At 63.1% G+C, this 17,190-nt stretch carries 15 protein-coding genes and 2 rRNA genes (1 of these 17 only partly in view); 12 read left to right on the top strand and 5 right to left on the bottom strand.

Annotated elements, in window-relative coordinates; translation table 11 throughout:
- Together M5C96_RS22400 and rrf are read left to right on the top strand one after the other, a co-directional pair.
- A 23S ribosomal RNA gene (locus M5C96_RS22400) occupies positions 1-2,002 on the top strand (it extends 876 nt beyond the left edge of the window).
- A 118-nt stretch (positions 2,003-2,120) separates the two neighbouring features.
- Positions 2,121-2,233 (top strand): 5S ribosomal RNA (rrf, locus tag M5C96_RS22395).
- A 310-nt stretch (positions 2,234-2,543) separates the two neighbouring features.
- On the opposite strand, the gene M5C96_RS22390 is transcribed toward rrf, so the two are convergent.
- The 5 genes from M5C96_RS22390 to tnpA form a co-directional block, all read right to left on the bottom strand.
- A complete protein-coding gene (locus M5C96_RS22390) occupies positions 2,544-2,789 on the bottom strand; it encodes a hypothetical protein (protein ID WP_272563685.1) in 246 nt (81 codons plus the stop codon).
- A 6-nt stretch (positions 2,790-2,795) separates the two neighbouring features.
- A complete protein-coding gene (locus M5C96_RS22385) occupies positions 2,796-3,377 on the bottom strand; it encodes a plasmid pRiA4b ORF-3 family protein (RefSeq protein WP_272563684.1) in 582 nt (193 codons plus the stop codon).
- 2 nt (positions 3,378-3,379) lie between these two features.
- A complete protein-coding gene (gene tnpC, locus M5C96_RS22380) occupies positions 3,380-4,945 on the bottom strand; it encodes an IS66 family transposase (RefSeq protein ID WP_272564826.1) in 1,566 nt (521 codons plus the stop codon).
- Positions 4,946-5,022: 77 nt separating this feature from the next.
- On the bottom strand, positions 5,023-5,370 hold the full coding sequence (gene tnpB, locus M5C96_RS22375; protein WP_272563683.1) for an IS66 family insertion sequence element accessory protein TnpB: 348 nt from the start codon (positions 5,368-5,370) through the stop codon (positions 5,023-5,025).
- Complete coding sequence (tnpA, locus tag M5C96_RS22370; protein WP_272563682.1) at positions 5,367-5,768, bottom strand: IS66-like element accessory protein TnpA; 402 nt, start codon at positions 5,766-5,768, stop codon at positions 5,367-5,369. Before tnpA ends, tnpB begins: the two co-directional genes overlap by 4 nt.
- Before the next feature lie 237 nt (positions 5,769-6,005).
- Between tnpA and M5C96_RS22365 the strand changes: the two genes are divergently transcribed.
- The 10 genes from M5C96_RS22365 (at position 6,006) to M5C96_RS22320 (ending at position 16,977) form a co-directional block, all read left to right on the top strand.
- Positions 6,006-6,404, top strand: a complete 399-nt coding sequence (locus M5C96_RS22365) for a MerR family transcriptional regulator (protein WP_272565361.1) — start codon at positions 6,006-6,008, stop codon at positions 6,402-6,404.
- A gap of 40 nt (positions 6,405-6,444) precedes the next feature.
- Positions 6,445-6,906 (top strand): PaaI family thioesterase, encoded by a 462-nt coding sequence (locus M5C96_RS22360; protein WP_272565359.1) that lies wholly within the window; start codon positions 6,445-6,447, stop codon positions 6,904-6,906.
- 37 nt (positions 6,907-6,943) lie between these two features.
- On the top strand, positions 6,944-8,131 hold the full coding sequence (locus tag M5C96_RS22355; RefSeq protein ID WP_272565357.1) for an isovaleryl-CoA dehydrogenase: 1,188 nt from the start codon (positions 6,944-6,946) through the stop codon (positions 8,129-8,131).
- A gap of 29 nt (positions 8,132-8,160) precedes the next feature.
- Complete coding sequence (gene can, locus M5C96_RS22350; protein WP_272565356.1) at positions 8,161-8,823, top strand: carbonate dehydratase; 663 nt, start codon at positions 8,161-8,163, stop codon at positions 8,821-8,823.
- Positions 8,824-8,851: 28 nt separating this feature from the next.
- Complete coding sequence (gene aceK / locus M5C96_RS22345) at positions 8,852-10,663, top strand: bifunctional isocitrate dehydrogenase kinase/phosphatase (RefSeq protein ID WP_272565354.1); 1,812 nt, start codon at positions 8,852-8,854, stop codon at positions 10,661-10,663.
- A gap of 80 nt (positions 10,664-10,743) precedes the next feature.
- Positions 10,744-11,928, top strand: coding sequence for an acetyl-CoA C-acyltransferase (locus tag M5C96_RS22340; RefSeq protein ID WP_272565351.1), 1,185 nt, complete (start codon positions 10,744-10,746; stop codon positions 11,926-11,928).
- 92 nt (positions 11,929-12,020) lie between these two features.
- Positions 12,021-12,692, top strand: coding sequence for an SDR family oxidoreductase (locus M5C96_RS22335; RefSeq protein WP_272565349.1), 672 nt, complete (start codon positions 12,021-12,023; stop codon positions 12,690-12,692).
- A complete protein-coding gene (locus tag M5C96_RS22330; RefSeq protein ID WP_272565348.1) occupies positions 12,689-13,840 on the top strand; it encodes an acyltransferase family protein in 1,152 nt (383 codons plus the stop codon). The genes M5C96_RS22335 and M5C96_RS22330 overlap by 4 nt, the downstream gene beginning before the upstream one ends.
- Positions 13,841-13,940: 100 nt before the next feature.
- Positions 13,941-15,071, top strand: coding sequence for an acyl-CoA dehydrogenase family protein (locus M5C96_RS22325; protein WP_272565347.1), 1,131 nt, complete (start codon positions 13,941-13,943; stop codon positions 15,069-15,071).
- A gap of 430 nt (positions 15,072-15,501) precedes the next feature.
- Positions 15,502-16,977: a hypothetical protein gene (locus M5C96_RS22320; RefSeq protein ID WP_272565346.1), complete on the top strand. Its 1,476-nt coding sequence runs from the start codon at positions 15,502-15,504 to the stop codon at positions 16,975-16,977.
- The last annotated feature ends 213 nt before the right edge of the window (positions 16,978-17,190 follow it).

The following is a 17,190-nucleotide window of genomic DNA, read 5'->3' as shown; positions in this document are numbered from 1 at the left end:
CATGGCGACTTACCAAACCAAGGCAAACTCCGAATACCGACGAGTACAGCTTGGGAGACAGAGCACCGGGTGCTAACGTCCGGACTCAAGAGGGAAACAACCCAGACCGCCAGCTAAGGTCCCTAAAATTGGCTAAGTGGGAAACGAAGTGGGAAGGCTAAAACAGTCAGGATGTTGGCTTAGAAGCAGCCATCATTTAAAGAAAGCGTAATAGCTCACTGATCGAGTCGTCCTGCGCGGAAGATGTAACGGGGCTAAGCCAGTTACCGAAGCTGCGGATTCACAGTTTACTGTGAGTGGTAGGAGAGCGTTCTGTAAGCCTGTGAAGGTGTCTGGTAACGGATGCTGGAGGTATCAGAAGTGCGAATGCTGACATGAGTAGCGTTAAAGGGGGTGAAAAGCCCCCTCGCCGTAAGCGCAAGGTTTTCTACGCAACGTTCATCGGCGTAGAGTGAGTCGGCCCCTAAGGCGAGGCAGAGATGCGTAGCTGATGGGAAACAGGTCAATATTCCTGTACCGATGTGTAGTGCGATGTGGGGACGGAGAAGGTTAGCTCAGCCAACTGTTGGATATGTTGGTTCAAGCCTGTAGTCGTGCCTGGTAGGCAAATCCGCCAGGCTTAGATGAGGGGTGATAACGAGTCTGCTTGCAGACGAAGTGAGTGATACCCTGCTTCCAGGAAAAGCCACTAAGCTTCAGCTACACACGACCGTACCGCAAACCGACACTGGTGCGCGAGATGAGTATTCTAAGGCGCTTGAGAGAACTCAGGAGAAGGAACTCGGCAAATTGATACCGTAACTTCGGGAGAAGGTATGCCCCAAGTAGGTGAACCTGTACAAGGCGAGCCCAAAGGGGTTGCAAAAAATCGGTGGCTGCGACTGTTTAATAAAAACACAGCACTCTGCAAACACGAAAGTGGACGTATAGGGTGTGACGCCTGCCCGGTGCTGGAAGATTAAATGATGGGGTGCAAGCTCTTGATTGAAGTCCCAGTAAACGGCGGCCGTAACTATAACGGTCCTAAGGTAGCGAAATTCCTTGTCGGGTAAGTTCCGACCTGCACGAATGGCGTAACGATGGCCACACTGTCTCCTCCTGAGACTCAGCGAAGTTGAAATGTTTGTGATGATGCAATCTCCCCGCGGAAAGACGGAAAGACCCCATGAACCTTTACTGTAGCTTTGTATTGGACTTTGAACAGATCTGTGTAGGATAGGTGGGAGGCTTTGAAGTGAGGACGCTAGTTCTCATGGAGCCAACGTTGAAATACCACCCTGGTGTGTTTGAGGTTCTAACCTAGGTCCCTTATCGGGATCGGGGACAGTGCATGGTAGGCAGTTTGACTGGGGCGGTCTCCTCCCAAAGCGTAACGGAGGAGTTCGAAGGTACGCTAGGTACGGTCGGACATCGTGCTAATAGTGCAATGGCATAAGCGTGCTTAACTGCGAGACTGACAAGTCGAGCAGATGCGAAAGCAGGACATAGTGATCCGGTGGTTCTGTATGGAAGGGCCATCGCTCAACGGATAAAAGGTACTCTGGGGATAACAGGCTGATACCGCCCAAGAGTTCATATCGACGGCGGTGTTTGGCACCTCGATGTCGGCTCATCTCATCCTGGGGCTGTAGCCGGTCCCAAGGGTATGGCTGTTCGCCATTTAAAGAGGTACGTGAGCTGGGTTTAAAACGTCGTGAGACAGTTTGGTCCCTATCTTCCGTGGGCGCTGCAGATTTGAGGAAGCCTGCTCCTAGTACGAGAGGACCGGAGTGGACACACCTCTGGTGTATCGGTTGTCACGCCAGTGGCATTGCCGAGTAGCTAAGTGTGGAAGAGATAACCGCTGAAAGCATCTAAGCGGGAAACTCGTTTCAAGATGAGATCTGCCGGGGCCTTGAGCCCCCTAAAGAGTCGTTCAAGACCAGGACGTTGATAGGTCAGGTGTGGAAGCGCAGTAATGCGTTAAGCTAACTGATACTAATTGCTCGTGCGGCTTGACCCTATAACTTTGATCATCATTCGATCAAGTTGTTATGCCAAGTGACGCAGTCAAAATACAAGCTGATTCCAAACTCTATGAATTCGCCGCCTTGATCACATCAAGGTGGCTCCAAGTTATGCCTGATGACCATAGCAAGTTGGTCCCACTCCTTCCCATCCCGAACAGGACAGTGAAACGACTTTGCGCCGATGATAGTGCGGGTTCCCGTGTGAAAGTAGGTCATCGTCAGGCTCTTACAGCCCAAATCGCCCCGACATCCAACGATGTCGGGGCGCTTTGCTTTGGAGAATGAAAATCTCTCCTCCAAATCTTCGCTAAACGTAGCCTGCTTGGGTGAACCAGTCTCCAGTCAGATACGCCCCTTGGCCTCCGGCCCAAGCCTGACAACGCATTGCAGGCTTCAATGCGGCGCTATTCGTCGGCCCCAAGCATTCAACGGACCACGCGACCACGCTGCCATTCCGATCAGCTAGGCCCCGATCCAAGCCAGTTCAGTAAGCGCCGTCTCAGCCCCCCTCTTGACGCGGGATCGACGGAAGAACTACAGCAGGTCGCTCTCGCCGTCGTTGACCTCGTCAACGAACGTGTCGTTTGACCAAGCCAGGCCGATGGCCTTGTTCAAGCGTTTGAGCAGGACGTTGAGGCTCTCACCGTCGCGACGCACGAGCATGGCCAGGCAGTTGCTGCCATCGGCGGCCGTGGCGACGCACTCGTGCGGTGGCAGCGCACCGATCGTGATGTCGCCGCCGTCCTCGATCAGGGCCTTGATGTAGTTCGTCCGAGACATCGTCGCTCAGACCTTGATCGCGGCGAGCCGGTCGTTGATCTCGATGCTGTCGAAGGCCAACGGGTCCCAGGTATCGGCACCGATCCATTCGACCAGGTTGTCGTGCTCGGGATCGTCAGGGTTCGCCATGGCCCGCACGAACTCCGCATAGCCCGGTGCGCCTCCGCAATCCTCCGGCGGCGTTGCACAGGCACCGCCGGCACAGAACGGGAGCACGAACTGCGGCATCGGTGCGATCTTCTTCTCGACCTTGATGCGGTGGTCCCAGTAGTCCCCGAAGTCGTAGACGTAGCTCAGCGTCGACCGGTTCAGGGCAGTGGTCAGTCGCGTGCTTTCGCTGGTGATCGAGCCAGGCTCGTCGTGCATCGGGTCTGGCGTGCCATAGCGCTCGCCGTCGCCAGCGATGAACTCGTGCAGATGCGAGTGGCCCCAGCCGAAGGCAGCCTGGACCACAAGATGCAGCTTGGCCAGGGTGATCGTCTCTGGCACCAGGACGCGGCGCCAGACCTTGGGCTTGGTGCCGCGCAATTCAATGTGCAGTTGCAGGATCGCCGCTGGTGCCTTGATCCGTTGGACCTTGCTCGCCATGCTCAAGCTGCTTGTCGTTGGTCTTCGGCGTGTCGGCCGATGTTCCACGGCAGCAACTCGTCGATGCGATTGATCGGATGGTCCGCAATGCGCCCGAGCACATCGCGCAGGTAAGCCTCGGGGTCGAGCCCGTTCAGCTTGGCCGTCTCCACCAGGCTGTAGATGGCCGCGGCGCGCTCGCCCCCAGCGTCCGAGCCCATGAACATGAAGTTCTTGCGGCCCAGGCTCACGCCGCGCAGCGCGCGCTCGGCGGCGTTGTTGTCGATCTCGATGCGACCGTCGTCACGGTAGCGCGTCAACGACCGGAGCCGTGTGAGCGTGTAGCCGATGGCGCGTGCGAGTTCCGACTTGGCACACACCTGCCCGAGCATCCCTCGCAACCAGGCGAACAGTTCCTCGAGCAACGGCCCGGCTCGCGCCTGCCGCTCCCGGCAGCGCTCATCCGGTGGGCGGCCGCGGATGTCGGATTCGATCGCATACAGCGCACCGATGCGCCGAAGGGCCTGTTCTGCAACCGAGCCCTGCGCCCGCCCCTGGCTCTCGTGCAGATCCCAGAATGGTCTGCGCGCATGCGCCCAGCACGAAGCCTCGATGACGTTGCCGTTTGCATAGAGCTTGGCGAAGCCGGCATACGCATCGGCCTGCAACACGCCCTTGAAGTTCTTCAGGTGCGCCTGAGGATGTTCACCCTTGCGGTCGGGCGAGTAACGCAACCACGCCGCGGGCGCGTCTGCACTCGCAGATGACCGATCGTCACGCACGTAGACCCAGAGCCGCCCGGTCTTGGTCTTGCCCCGCCCGGGCGAGAGCACCGCCACTGGCGTGTCGTCGGCGTGGAGCTTGGAGCCCGCCAGCACGTAGCGCCCGAGCGCTGCGACCAGTGGGTGCAAGAGCTTCTCGCTCTGGCCGACCCAGCCAGCCATCGTGGAGCGCTCGATCAGGACGCCCTCGCGTGCGTAGATCCGGCTCTGGCGGTACAGCGGTTGGTGGTCGCAATACTTGGCGACCAGCACGTGGGCCAGCAGCCCGGGGCCGGCCACGCCGCGTGCGATGGGCCGGCTGGGCGCTGGCGCCTGGAAGATCGATTCGCACGCCATGCAGGCGAGCTTGGGGCGCACGTGGCGGATCACCTTGAAGCGCGAGGGCACGTACTCCAGTTGTTCCGAGACGTCCTGGCCGATCTGCCGCAGCCGACCACCACATGCGCTGCAGCCGCAGGCCTGGCCGGCGGCATCGCGCCGCGCATCCGATGTCTCGGGCCGGTACACATGGTTCTCCCGCGGCAGGTGTGTGGGCAGGCTGCGGTCGAAGCCTTCGCTGTTGGCCGCTTGCGCCTTCGGTGTCTTGCCGACCGGTGCGAGTTCATGCAGCGGCAGACCTTCGATCAATGCGATCTGCGGATCGTCCAACTGCTCGCTGGAGGCGCCGAAGCGGGCGCGGACCTGGCGCAGCAACTGCACCTTGAGCTTGTCGACGAGCAGTTTGAGCAGGGCGACTTCCGCGTCACGGGCCTGCACGACACGCAGCAGCGAGTCGACGGTGTGGGGTGCGTTGGCGGTGTTCGGCACGCCATCTACTATGCCATCGGACCTACCCGGAATCGACCGCGACCAGCGCGTTCAGAAGACGAATTCTTGAGCCCAGTTCAAGCTGCGAGCGCAGGCTGATCTGTGCGCATCGGCATGCGCCAGTCGATGCCTTCGAGCAGCATCGAGAGCTGTGCCGGCGTGAGCGAGACCTTGCCGCCTTGCGCCTGCGGCCAGACGAATCGGCCGCGCTCCAGGCGCTTGGCCAGCAGAAGCAATCCCTGGCCATCGAACCACAGCACCTTGAGCATGTCGCCGCGCCGGCCGCGGAAGACGAAGACGTGACCGCAGAAGGGGTTGGCCGCCAGCGCCGTCTGCACCATCGCAGACAGGCCGTTGAAGCCCTTCCTCATGTCGGTGTGGCCGGCAACGATCCAGACGCGGGTGCTCGTGGGAAGGCCGATCACGCCAGCGCCTTGAGCGTCTGCAGGACATGGCGCACGCTGGCTTCGTCGACTGCACCGCGCAATCGCACCCTCGCCCCGCCGACATCGATCTCGATGGTCCCGCCAGGCTGACGAGGCGCCGCCGCCGTGGGTGAAGGGCATGGCGCAACCGGAGCAGCTTCGATGGTGACGGGCAGCAACATCGGCGAGGGCTGCGGCGGCGCTGGCGTCTGGGGCTGCTCTTGCGTGCTCAGGTGCATCCGGCGCCATGCGAACAGCAGGTTCGAGTTGATGCCGGCCTGCAGCGCGACGGCGGCCACTGACGCGCCGGGCACCAGGCTTCGTGCGACCAGCTCGCGCTTGAACATCGGGCTGTGCTCGCGCCGACGGCGCTTGCTCGGGGTGTCTTGATCGTTCATTGATGTGCATTAGCGGTTCTTCATGCACACCATCGCAGCGTACATGGACCACCGATCCTGCACATCAGCCCTCAGCAAAAACAGAGGGTACTGAGAAGACGCTTACCCAGTTCAATCCGCTCCAGGCCCAGCGAATACGCTACGATTGACGTTACGTCAACGTCAGCGAACCCCCTCCCCACCACCGCAGCCGCTGACAGGGATGGATCTCCACTCCACGAGTCTCCCCCACCTCCTATGGCCGCCACCACCTACACCATCAGCGACCTCGCCAAAGAGTTCGACCTCACCACCCGCGCCATGCGCTTCTACGAAGACATGGGCCTCCTTCAACCCCAACGCACCGGACCCGGCGCCCGTACACGCATCTACACCGCTCGCGATCGCACTCGGTTGCGGCTCACCTTGCGGGCAAAACGCCTGGGACTTTCGCTGACCGAGGCGAAGGAGATCATCGATCTCTACGACAGTCCCAGGGACACGGGCGTGCAGCTCCGTAAATTCCTGGACGTGCTGGCGGGCCACCGCAAGCAACTGGAAGCCCAGATGGCCGATCTTCAGGCGAATCTGGACGAGGTGCGGGAGCATGAAAAGGAAGCGCGGGCACTGCTCCTCAAGGCAGAAAAGAAGAAATAGGCCATAATTGACGTTTACGTAAACGTAACTCAGCCAAGCCATGCCGATCACGCTGTCTGACCTTGCCCACCCCGACCATGTGCAACGCGTTTCCCATAGTTTTGCGCTACAGGGCGCGATGCACACTTTGGGCGCGCATCTGGGGCGCATTGCCCCTGGCGAGGTGGACATCGAATTGAACTGGGCCCCGTCTCTGACGCAGCAGCATGGGTTTTTGCATGCGGGAATGGTGTCCGCCGCGCTGGATTCCGCCTGCGGATACGCGGCCTTCACCTTGATGCCCGACGAGGCAGCGGTGTTGACGATCGAATTCAAGATCAACCTGCTGGCGCCGGCGCGCGGGCCCCGTTTTCGCATGGAAGGCCGTGTCATCAAGCCGGGCCGGACCATCACAGTGTGCGAGGGCCGCGCCTACGGCATTGACGGCAGCCAGGAAAAACTCATCGCTACCATGGGCTGCACGCTCATGTCCGTGACCGGGCGCGATGGCGTCGCCGGCTGAACTTCTTCTTCACTGATTCCAAGAACAGGAGACTTCCATGACTCTCGCCAGCCTTCCCGGCCTGAATTTCCAACTGGGCGAAGACATCGACGCGTTGCGCGATGCCGTGCGCGATTTCGCGCAAGCCGAGATCGCACCGCGTGCGGCGGAGATCGATCGCACCGACCAATTTCCCATGGACCTCTGGCGCAAGATGGGCGAGTTGGGCTTGCTCGGCATCACTGTGCCGGAGGCCTACGGCGGTGCGCACATGGGATATCTCGCGCACATGGTGGCGATGGAAGAAATTTCCCGGGCCAGCGCATCGGTGGGCCTGTCCTACGGCGCCCACAGCAATCTGTGCGTGAACCAGATCAACCGCAACGGTTCCGAAGAGCAAAAACGCAAATACCTGCCCGGCCTGATCAGCGGCGAGCATGTGGGCGCGCTGGCCATGAGCGAGCCGGGTGCTGGCTCCGATGTGATCAGCATGAAGCTCAAGGCTGAAGACAAAGGTGGTTACTACCTGCTCAACGGTACCAAGATGTGGATCACCAACGGCCCGGATGCCGACACGCTGGTGGTCTACGCCAAGACGGAGCCCGAACTGGGCGCGCGCGGCGTCACGGCTTTTCTGATCGAAAAGGGAATGAAGGGCTTCAGCATTGCGCAAAAGCTCGACAAGCTTGGCATGCGAGGAAGCCATACGGGCGAGTTGGTGTTCGAGAACGTCGAGGTGCCAGCGAGCCAGGTTCTGGGCACCGTCAACGGTGGTGCCAAGGTTCTCATGAGCGGGCTCGATTACGAACGCGCGGTGCTGACCGGCGGGCCGCTGGGGATCATGCAGTCGGTCATGGACAATGTGGTTCCCTACATCCACGACCGCAAGCAGTTCGGCCAGAGCATCGGCGAATTCCAGCTGATCCAGGGCAAGGTGGCCGACATGTACACCGTGCTGCAGGCGGGCCGCTCGTTTGCCTACACGGTGGCGAAGAACCTCGACATGCTGGGTACCGACCATGTGCGCCAGGTGCGCAAGGACTGCGCGTCCGTCATTCTGTGGTGCGCCGAAAAAGCCACCTGGATGGCAGGCGAGGGCGTTCAGATTTTCGGCGGAAACGGTTACATCAACGAATACCCCTTGGGCCGCCTCTGGAGAGATGCAAAACTGTACGAGATCGGCGCCGGCACCAGCGAAATTCGCCGTATGCTAATCGGCCGCGAATTGTTCGCGGAAACATGCTGATTTGTTGAACAATCTTCGAAAGAACTGACATGGCCGTTCCCGACATCGAACAACTTTTTGTCCACAACCGTTCGTGGGCAGCGCAGATGGAGCGGGAACGTCCCGGGTTTTTCACTGGCCTCATGGCGCAGCAGAAGCCCAAGTACATGTGGGTCGGCTGTTCCGACAGCCGCGTGCCGGCCAATCAGATCACCGGATTGGAGCCCGGCGAGGTGTTCGTGCACCGCAACGTGGCCAACGTGGTGGTGCCCACCGACCTGAACTGTCTCTCCACCATCCAGTACGCGGTTGATCAATTGCGGGTCGAACACCTGATGGTGGTCGGCCATTACGGATGCGGCGGCGTACTGGCCGCGCTGCAGGATGTGCGTGTGGGCCTGGCGGACAACTGGATTCGCCACGTGAAGGATGTGCGCGACCGCCACCGCGAGCTCATCGCCGCGACGCCGCAGGCTTGGCGCCACGACGTGCTGTGTGAACTCAACGCCATCGAGCAGGTGATGAACGTCGCGCAGACCACCGTGATGCTCGACGCCTGGGCGAGCGGCCAGAACGTCACCCTGCACGCCTGGTGCTACGGCCTCAAGGACGGGTTGATCAAGAACCTGAACCTGGAGGTCTCCGGCACCGAAGGCCTCGACACGCTCTACCAGGCAGCCGTTGCCGGCATTGCAGGCACCCGCCGCGAGTAAGCTCGTTCTCCTTCGCAGGACGCGGCCCATGTTTCCCCAGCGACTGGACTCCCCCCACGCCTACGCGATCGCCAAGGCGATGATGGATGGCTTCAACCGCCACTATCAGCTGTTCCGCACGGAGTCCGCGCGCGCCAAGCACCGTTTCGAGACGGCCGACTGGCATGGGCAGCAGCGGGCCCAGCGCGAGCGGATCGAGTTCTACGATCTGCGCGTGAAGGAATGCGTGCGGCGGCTGGACAAGGAGTTCAACGCGGGCGAGCAGCCCATGGACGTGTGGCACCAGGTCAAGCTGCACTACATCGGCCTGCTCGTGGACCACCACCAGCCTGAGCTGGCCGAGACGTTCTTCAACTCGGTCACGACGAAGATCCTGCACCGCACGCATTTCCACAACGACTTCATCTTCGTGCGGCCGGCCGTAAGCACGGAGTACATCGAAAACGAGGAGCCGGCCGCCCGGTCGACGTACCGCGCCTACTACCCGTCGCCGGACACACTGCACGAGACGTTGGTCCGCATCGTGGACAACTTCCAGCTGCAGCGCGAGTTCGAAGATCTGGACCGCGATACCCGCCATGTGCTGGCCGCCCTCCAGCAGCGCCTGGGGCCACACACCAAGCTGCGCGCCAATTTCCAGGTGCAGGTGCTGTCGGGCCTGTTCTATCGCAACAAGGGTGCCTACCTGGTGGGCAAGGTGATCAACGGCTTCAACGAACTGGCGTTCGCCCTGCCCATCCTGCACGGCAGCGCGGGCCGCCTGGTGATCGATGCAGCCCTGTTCGGCGAGGATGACTTGCAGATGCTGTTCAGCTTCGCGCGGGCGTATTTCATGGTGGACATGGAAATCCCGAGCGCCTACGTGCAGTTCCTGCGCAGCCTGATGCCGCGCAAGCCCCGGGCCGAGCTGTACAACGCGCTGGGATTGGCCAAGCAGGGCAAGACGCTGTTCTACCGCGATTTCCTGCACCACCTGCGCTATTCCAGCGACCGCTTTCGCATCGCGCCGGGTATCAAGGGCATGGTGATGCTGGTGTTCGACCTGCCCAGCTTTCCGTTCGTGTTCAAGCTCATCAAGGACTACTACCCGCCACCGAAGGACACGACTCGCGAGCAGATAAAGTCCAAATACCTGCTGGTCAAGCAGCACGACCGCGTGGGCCGCATGGCCGATACGCTCGAATACAGCGAGGTGGCCTTTCCGCGCGAGCGATTCGAAGACGGGCTGATCGCCGAGATCGAGAAATTCGCCCCGAGCCAGCTGGAGATCAGCGACCGCGACGGCGACGGCCAGATCGAAGTCATCATCAAGCACCTGTACATCGAGCGGCGGATGATTCCGCTCAACATCTACCTGCAGGAGGCCTTCGAGGCCGGCCTGCACGATCCGCGCGCACGCCAGCAGATGGAGCGCAGCGTGGTCGAATACGGCAATGCGATCAAGGATCTGGTGGCCGCCAACATCTTTCCCGGCGACATGCTTTGGAAGAACTTCGGCGTGACGCGCAATGGCAAGGTCGTGTTCTACGATTACGACGAGATCGAATACCTCACCGATTGCCAGTTCCGCCGCGTGCCCGCGGCGCGCAACGAAGAGGACGAGATGAGCGGCGAGGTCTGGTACGCCGTAGGGCCGCGCGACGTGTTCCCGGAAACCTTCGCCCCCTTTCTGCTCGGCAACGACGCGGTGCGCGATGTGTTCATGCGCCACCACGCCGACCTGCTGGATGCGGACTTCTGGCAGTCGCACAAGGAGCGCATCCAGGCGGGCCATGTGTACGACGTCTTTCCCTACGACAACGAACGGCGGTTTTCGCCCAGGACTGCACCGCCTTCCTGAGCGCCGCCTTGGCCACACCCTGGCCGTGTCCCTTCGGCTTTTCCACCCCTTCCCCCTCTTTTTGCAGCAGGAGCAACAGCATGAGCAGTGATTCCATCGTCATCGTCGGTGCCGCACGCACCCCCATGGGCGCCTTCCAGGGCGATTTCTCCAACCTGGCCGCGCACGACCTGGGCGGCGTGGCCATCCGCGCCGCCGTCGAGCGCGCGGGCATCGCGCCGGAGTTGGTCGAAGAGGTGCTGTTCGGCAATTGCCTGATGGCCGGCCAGGGCCAGGCGCCCGCGCGCCAGGCAGGCTTCAAGGGCGGGCTGCCGCAGAGCGCCGGCGCCGTGACGCTGAGCAAGATGTGCGGCTCGGGCATGAAGGCCGCGATGTTCGCGCACGACCTGCTGCTGGCCGGCACGCACGATGTGATCGTCGCCGGCGGCATGGAGAGCATGACCAACGCGCCCTACCTGTTGCAAAAGGGCCGCGGCGGCTACCGCCTGGGCCATGACCGCATCTTCGACCACATGATGCTCGACGGCCTGGAGGACGCCTATGAGCCCAGCCGCTCCATGGGCACCTTCGGCGAGGATTGCGCCGCCAAGTACCAGTTCACGCGCGAGCAGCAGGATGCCTTCGCCGTGGCCAGCGTGCAGCGCGCCAAGGCGGCCAGCGATTCCGGTGCGTTCGCCGACGAGATCGCGCCGGTCACGGTCAAGACCCGCGCGGGCGAGACCGTGGTGTCGGTGGACGAAGGCCCGGGCAAGGTCAAGCTGGACAAGATTCCCCAGCTCAAGCCCGCGTTCAAGAAGGACGGCACCATCACCGCCGCCTCCAGCTCCAGCATCAACGACGGCGCGGCCGCGCTGGTAATGATGCGCGAGTCCACCGCCCTCAAGCTCGGCCGCCAGCCCATCGCCCGCATCGTGGCCCATGCCATGCACGCGCAGGCCCCGGAATGGTTCACCACCGCCCCGGTCGGCGCCACCCAAAAAGCCTTGAACAAGGCCAGCTGGAGCGTGCTGGACGTGGACCTGTGGGAAGTGAACGAGGCCTTTGCAGTCGTGCCCATGGCGCTCATGAAGGAGCTGAACGTGTCGCACGACATCGTCAACGTGAACGGCGGCGCCTGCGCCCTGGGCCACCCCATCGGTGCCAGCGGCGCCCGCATCATGGTCACGCTGATCCACGCGCTGAAGGCGCGCGGCAAGAAGCGCGGTCTGGCCACGCTGTGCATCGGCGGGGGCGAAGGCACGGCCGTCGCGCTGGAGCTGGTCTGATCGAGGTCCGTGGCGCGTTGCTATTAAATGCATAGCAATACGCCCTAGAGTTGATTGCTGTGGAAGCCGATTGGATACAAAGGACTCAGGCAGTGACCCAGACCGTTCTCGTCATCGGTGCATCGCGCGGCATCGGGCTCGAATTCGTGCGGCAGTACCGTGAGGCCGGCTGGCGCGTGATCGCCACCGTGCGCGACGACGCCGGCCGTGAGCGCGTGCAGTCCATGGGGGCCGAGCCGATGCGCGTGGATGTGGCCGACCCGGCCAGCGTCAGCGGCCTGGCCTGGCTTCTGGACGGCGAAAAGCTCGACGTGGCGCTGTACGTGGCGGGCGTGATCCGCCGCCCCTCTGCGCTCACCCCGCCCACGCGCGAGGATTTCGATGCGGTCATGCGCACCAACGTGCTCGGCGCCATGCAGGCGCTGCCGCAGGTTGCGCCCCATGTGGCGATGGCGGGCGGCACCCTGGCGTTCCTGTCTTCCGCCATGTCGCTGATCGGCAGCGTGCCGGGCAGCGATTCGTGGCTGTACCGCACGAGCAAGGCCGCGCTCAACATGGCGGTGGCCGCGGCGCAGCACGACTATCCGGAGGCCACGCTCATCACGCTCGACCCGGGCTGGGTGCAGACCGACATGGGGGGCGAGGGCGCGGCGCTCACGCCCGAGGCGAGCGTGCGCGGCATGCGCGCGGTGCTGGCGGGCGTCACCCCGGCCGACCGGGGCCGGCTGCTGCACCACGACGGCCGCCGGGCCGCGCACTGGTGAGCACCGCAGTGCTGGACGCCCCGCGCGGGGCGGCGGTGATCGCACCGACCGCGCATGGCGCGAACCATTTCAACCTGCTGCGCCTGGCAGCGGCGATCGCCGTGCTGCTGTCGCATGGCGAGTTCCTCTACCGCCTGAGCATGCCCGTGCCCTTCGCCGGACACAGCCTGGGCTCGCTGGCGGTGTACTGCTTTTTCTTCATCAGCGGCTACCTCGTGTGCCAGAGCTGGGAGCGCGAACCGGACATCGGCGTGTTCTGGGCCAAGCGCGTGGCGCGGATCTTTCCCGGGCTGGTGGTGGCGACCGCGTTCGCTGTGTTCGTGCTGGGCTGGGCCATGACGCAGCTGCCCACGGCGCAGTACTGGTCCGATGCCCGCACGTGGGTCCATTTCCTCAACAACGCCGTGGGGCTGGCCGTCATGCAGGTGCTGCCGGGCGTGTTCGAGAACAACCCGTTCGCCCGGTCGGTGAACGGCTCGCTGTGGACGATCCGCTACGAGCTGCTGATGTACCTGCTGCTGTCGATGGCGGGCGTGGCGGGATGGACGCGGCGGCGCTGGGTGTATCCCGTGGCTGCGCTGCTCATGGCGGTGTCCTGGCAGTGGGCGCGGGTGGCCGGCTGGGATGCCTGGGTCGATGCCGGGCCGCGGTGGCTCACGGCGCTCTTCCACCTGTTCCACTGGGCCGAGGTGTCCGGGTTCGGCGTGGCGTTCCTGCTGGGCTGCACCTTCGCGGCCTACCGCGTGTGCAGCGGCCCGTGGCTGCTGGTGGTGGCCGTGCTGGGCGGCGCCCTGGCGTGGTTCACGCCGCAGGCGTGGAGCGTGCAGATCGGCGTGTGGGCCCTGGTGGCGGCCGGCATTTTCTGGGCCGCGCACGTGGGCGGCGGCCGCTCGGGCGGCTGGCTGCGCGAGGACCTGTCCTATGGCGTCTACATCTACGCCTTTCCGATCCAGCAGGCCGTGACGGAAATCAGCCTCAGGCGCGGCTGGAGCCTGGCGGTGTGCATCGCGGTGTCGCTCGCGCTGACGCTGGCCATGGCGGCGTTCTCGTGGTTCTGCATCGAAAAGCCCGGAGTGCGCTATGGGCGGCGCGTGGTGGCGCATTGGTCGCGCCGCCGCGGCCTGCGCATGCACGGCACGCCGGTGTAGCCGGCGCTGGCCGGCACCGCGAGGCGGATGCGCCGGGTGCGGCAAATGAATTTTCAGGCCCTCTTCAGAGCCATTCCTTTCGACGACGGAGACAAAAAGCATGCTGTTGAACCAAGACCAGGAAATGATCCGCGACGCGGTGCGCGACTTCGCCCAGCGCGAGCTGTGGCCGCACGCCGCCCGCTGGGACCGCGAACACCACTTCCCCCGCGAGGCCCACCAGGGCCTGGCCGCGCTGGGCGCCTACGGCATCTGCGTGCCCGAGGAAGACGGCGGCGCGGGGCTTGACTACCTGACGCTCGCGCTGGTGCTGGAGGAGATCGCGGCTGGCGACGGCGGCACCAGCACGGCCATCAGCGTGACCAACTGCCCGGTGAACGCCATCCTCATGCGCTACGGCAACGCCGCGCAGAAGAAGGCCTGGCTCGCGCCGCTGGCGCAGGGCCGGATGCTGGGCGCGTTCTGCCTGACCGAGCCGCACGTGGGCTCGGACGCATCGGCTCTGCGCACGACGGCGGTGAAGGACGGCGACGGCTACGTGATCAACGGCGTCAAGCAGTTCATCACCAGCGGCAAGAACGGCCACGTGGCCATCGTCATCGCGGTCACCGACAAGGGCGCGGGCAAGAAGGGCATGAGCGCCTTCCTGGTGCCCACCGACTCGCCGGGCTACACCGTCGCGCGGCTGGAGGACAAGCTCGGCCAGCACAGCAGCGACACGGCACAGATCCAGTTCGACCAGTGCCGCGTGCCGGCCGAGAACCTGATCGGTGCGGAGGGCGAGGGCTACAAGATCGCGCTCGGCGCGCTGGAGGGCGGGCGCATCGGCATCGCCGCGCAGAGCGTGGGCATGGCACGCAGTGCCTTCGAGGCCGCGCTGGCGTATTCGAAGGAGCGCGAGAGCTTTGGCACACCCATCTTCAACCACCAGGCGGTGGGCTTTCGGCTGGCTGACTGCGCCACGCAGATCGAGGCGGCGCGCCAGCTCATCTGGCACGCGGCGGCGCTGCGCGATGCCGGCCGGCCGTGCTTGAAAGAGGCCGCCATGGCCAAGCTCTTCGCCAGCGAGATGGCCGAGCGCGTGTGCAGCGCGGCAATCCAGACGCTGGGCGGCTACGGCGTGGTGAACGACTTCCCCGTGGAGCGCATCTACCGCGACGTGCGCGTGTGCCAGATCTACGAAGGCACGAGCGACGTGCAGAAGATCATCATCCAGCGCGCGCTGGCCTGAGTTTGATGGCGCGTTGGTGGTGCGTTGGTGCGGCCATCCTCGCATGGGCTGACCGCGCCATCAGGCGCGGCGGTGGATGGATTTCCGGTGCTGTGAGGGGGCGAGTGGTCCGGGCGTGCTATTCCTTCAAAGTCTAGAAAGGCGGCCGGCATTTTTCGCTGGTTTGCCCAGTGCTTCGCCATGATGGGTTGGCGCGCGCGCAGATATCGGATGCTCTGAGAAGCCGGCAGGTCTTGGCGGCAGAAAGAGAGCCATGTTGCCGGAGAACTCATTTCGGATAGATCGAAACCCCGGCCTGGGATCGCAGCGCATTCACACCGACGTGGAGCCATCCCGGTCAGCATCGCCCTCTCCGTCAGTGATTAATGCACCAGCCGGACTGCGCAGCGCTGCCAGGCGCCCACCGGGCACCCAAGAGCATGGCTCTCCCGTGCGCAGCCCGTTGCCACAGTCGCTGTTAGGCAAGGCGCAGGCAAGCACCAAGGCGTCTGTCGCAGCATCGGCGTTGCCTCTGCCTGCGGTGGTACGCCATACGCCCTTCGTCCCGCCACACGCCGGAATTCATGGCGCGTCTGATCCCCTGCAGCGCGCGGCAAGCGCCCAGCGATCCGCGCGTGTGCCCCGAACGACACTGGGGCAATTGCTGGCTCAGGAGCGCCGGGAGGAGGCCGAGCAGGCGCGATTGGCACTGTTCAATGCAGGTGGCGCACTGAAGCGGTTGAAGGACCGCGCGGCCAGGATGCATCCGTCCACGATGGACCAGCGATGGCACGCCATCTTGAATGGAAAGCCCAAACCCATGGAGGGGAAACGCAAAGAGGCGTTCGAGGATCTGATCTGGGCAGACGTCGTGGCGCTTGGCGAGGCTGGCGATATCGAAAACTCACGCGCGATCGACGAGATGATCAACGCGTTGAAAAATGGCACCGCTGGCCCTTCCATCCTGGAGAGAGACCGGCAGATGCTGTTGGAAGTGCTTGAGGGATGGGCCGTCAACTGCCGATACGATGAACTGAACCTGAAAATCACTCCCTATACGCGGCTGACCTTTACCGACGACCAGGTTCTTGAAAAGCCCGAGAAGCTGGGATCGGGAAAGTTCAACACGGTGTTTTCGGTCAAGCTGACGGGCCCGGATGGCGTTCCGATCGACGCCATTTTCAAGCCGCTCCGCACGGAGGAGAGTGGATGGGTGGCCATGGAAACCGGTATTCCGCCTGACGATCCACAGATCGCAATGCGCAACATGGCCACGGTGGCCTATGTGAGAAAGCTCGGCATGCGCGTGGTGGCCGATACACGCGTCGCGTTGATCGATACCGGACAAGGCCGTCAACTGGGTATGGTGATGGAGCGGGCCCGCGGCAAGTCGGCCGCCGACACTGATCCAAAACTTTTCAGGCAAGCGAACGTATGCGCGGAAGTGACCAAGCTGCAGTTACTGGATCACCTCACAGGGCAAGGCGATCGCCATGCCGGCAACTATTTCATCAACATCGAACCGGACGGGCGTGCCAAGGTGATGGGGATCGATAACGATCAATGCTTCGGACACAAGATGACGGACCCGGCCAGAATCGAAAGAATCCGGAATGATCCCTCGCGTAAAGGGTTCCGCGGGACGGGGCTGCCTCCGGTGGTGGATACCGAAATGGAGCGATCGATTGGCGCGCTCACTGAAACCGATATCCGTTCGATGCTGGGAGACAAGTTGAGTGCGGCCGAGATCGACGCGGCGGTCCAGCGGCACGAAGGCGTCAAGCAGCATATTGCGCAACTGCGTTCCACCAACCGCGTGATCGATCCCTCCGAGTGGGGCGATGCGGGCGTGCAGCAACTCCTGACCAGCCAAAACAGCTACGTGGGGCGCGAGCGTGACCATGCGCTGTCGATCACCACCTGGTGAGGCATTGATCGCCAATGCATGGCGATCGAATTGCCAGTGTCTCATTGCCAATCGCTCTTCGTTTTTTCGCCTTTCGGCCGTGGGCTTCGCAGTGGCGTGCAGGCCAGCGTTGTTGTCCGGCATAGTCGCGCGTGCCGAACCATTCTGGCGGCAGAAAGAAAGCCATGTTGTCGGATATCGCTTCCCGGCTTGCCCGAGGCCTTATACACAATA

The organism is Acidovorax sp. GBBC 1281 (assembly GCF_028473645.1).
In the GTDB taxonomy this organism is placed as follows: Bacteria; Pseudomonadota; Gammaproteobacteria; order Burkholderiales; family Burkholderiaceae_C; genus Paracidovorax.
Note: the sequence above shows the minus strand (reverse complement) of the source record. Positions and strands in the feature narration are given on the sequence as shown.

Coding starts and splice junctions, on each gene's coding strand:
- M5C96_RS22390 (WP_272563685.1), bottom strand. CDS start 2,789: ATGTCTCGGACGAACTACATCAAGGCCCTGATCGAGGACGGCGGCGAC.
- M5C96_RS22385 (WP_272563684.1), bottom strand. CDS start 3,377: ATGGCGAGCAAGGTCCAACGGATCAAGGCACCAGCGGCGATCCTGCAA.
- tnpA (WP_272563682.1), bottom strand. CDS start 5,768: ATGAACGATCAAGACACCCCGAGCAAGCGCCGTCGGCGCGAGCACAGC.
- M5C96_RS22365 (WP_272565361.1), top strand. CDS start 6,006: ATGGCCGCCACCACCTACACCATCAGCGACCTCGCCAAAGAGTTCGAC.
- M5C96_RS22360 (WP_272565359.1), top strand. CDS start 6,445: ATGCCGATCACGCTGTCTGACCTTGCCCACCCCGACCATGTGCAACGC.
- M5C96_RS22355 (WP_272565357.1), top strand. CDS start 6,944: ATGACTCTCGCCAGCCTTCCCGGCCTGAATTTCCAACTGGGCGAAGAC.
- can (WP_272565356.1), top strand. CDS start 8,161: ATGGCCGTTCCCGACATCGAACAACTTTTTGTCCACAACCGTTCGTGG.
- aceK (WP_272565354.1), top strand. CDS start 8,852: ATGTTTCCCCAGCGACTGGACTCCCCCCACGCCTACGCGATCGCCAAG.
- M5C96_RS22340 (WP_272565351.1), top strand. CDS start 10,744: ATGAGCAGTGATTCCATCGTCATCGTCGGTGCCGCACGCACCCCCATG.
- M5C96_RS22325 (WP_272565347.1), top strand. CDS start 13,941: ATGCTGTTGAACCAAGACCAGGAAATGATCCGCGACGCGGTGCGCGAC.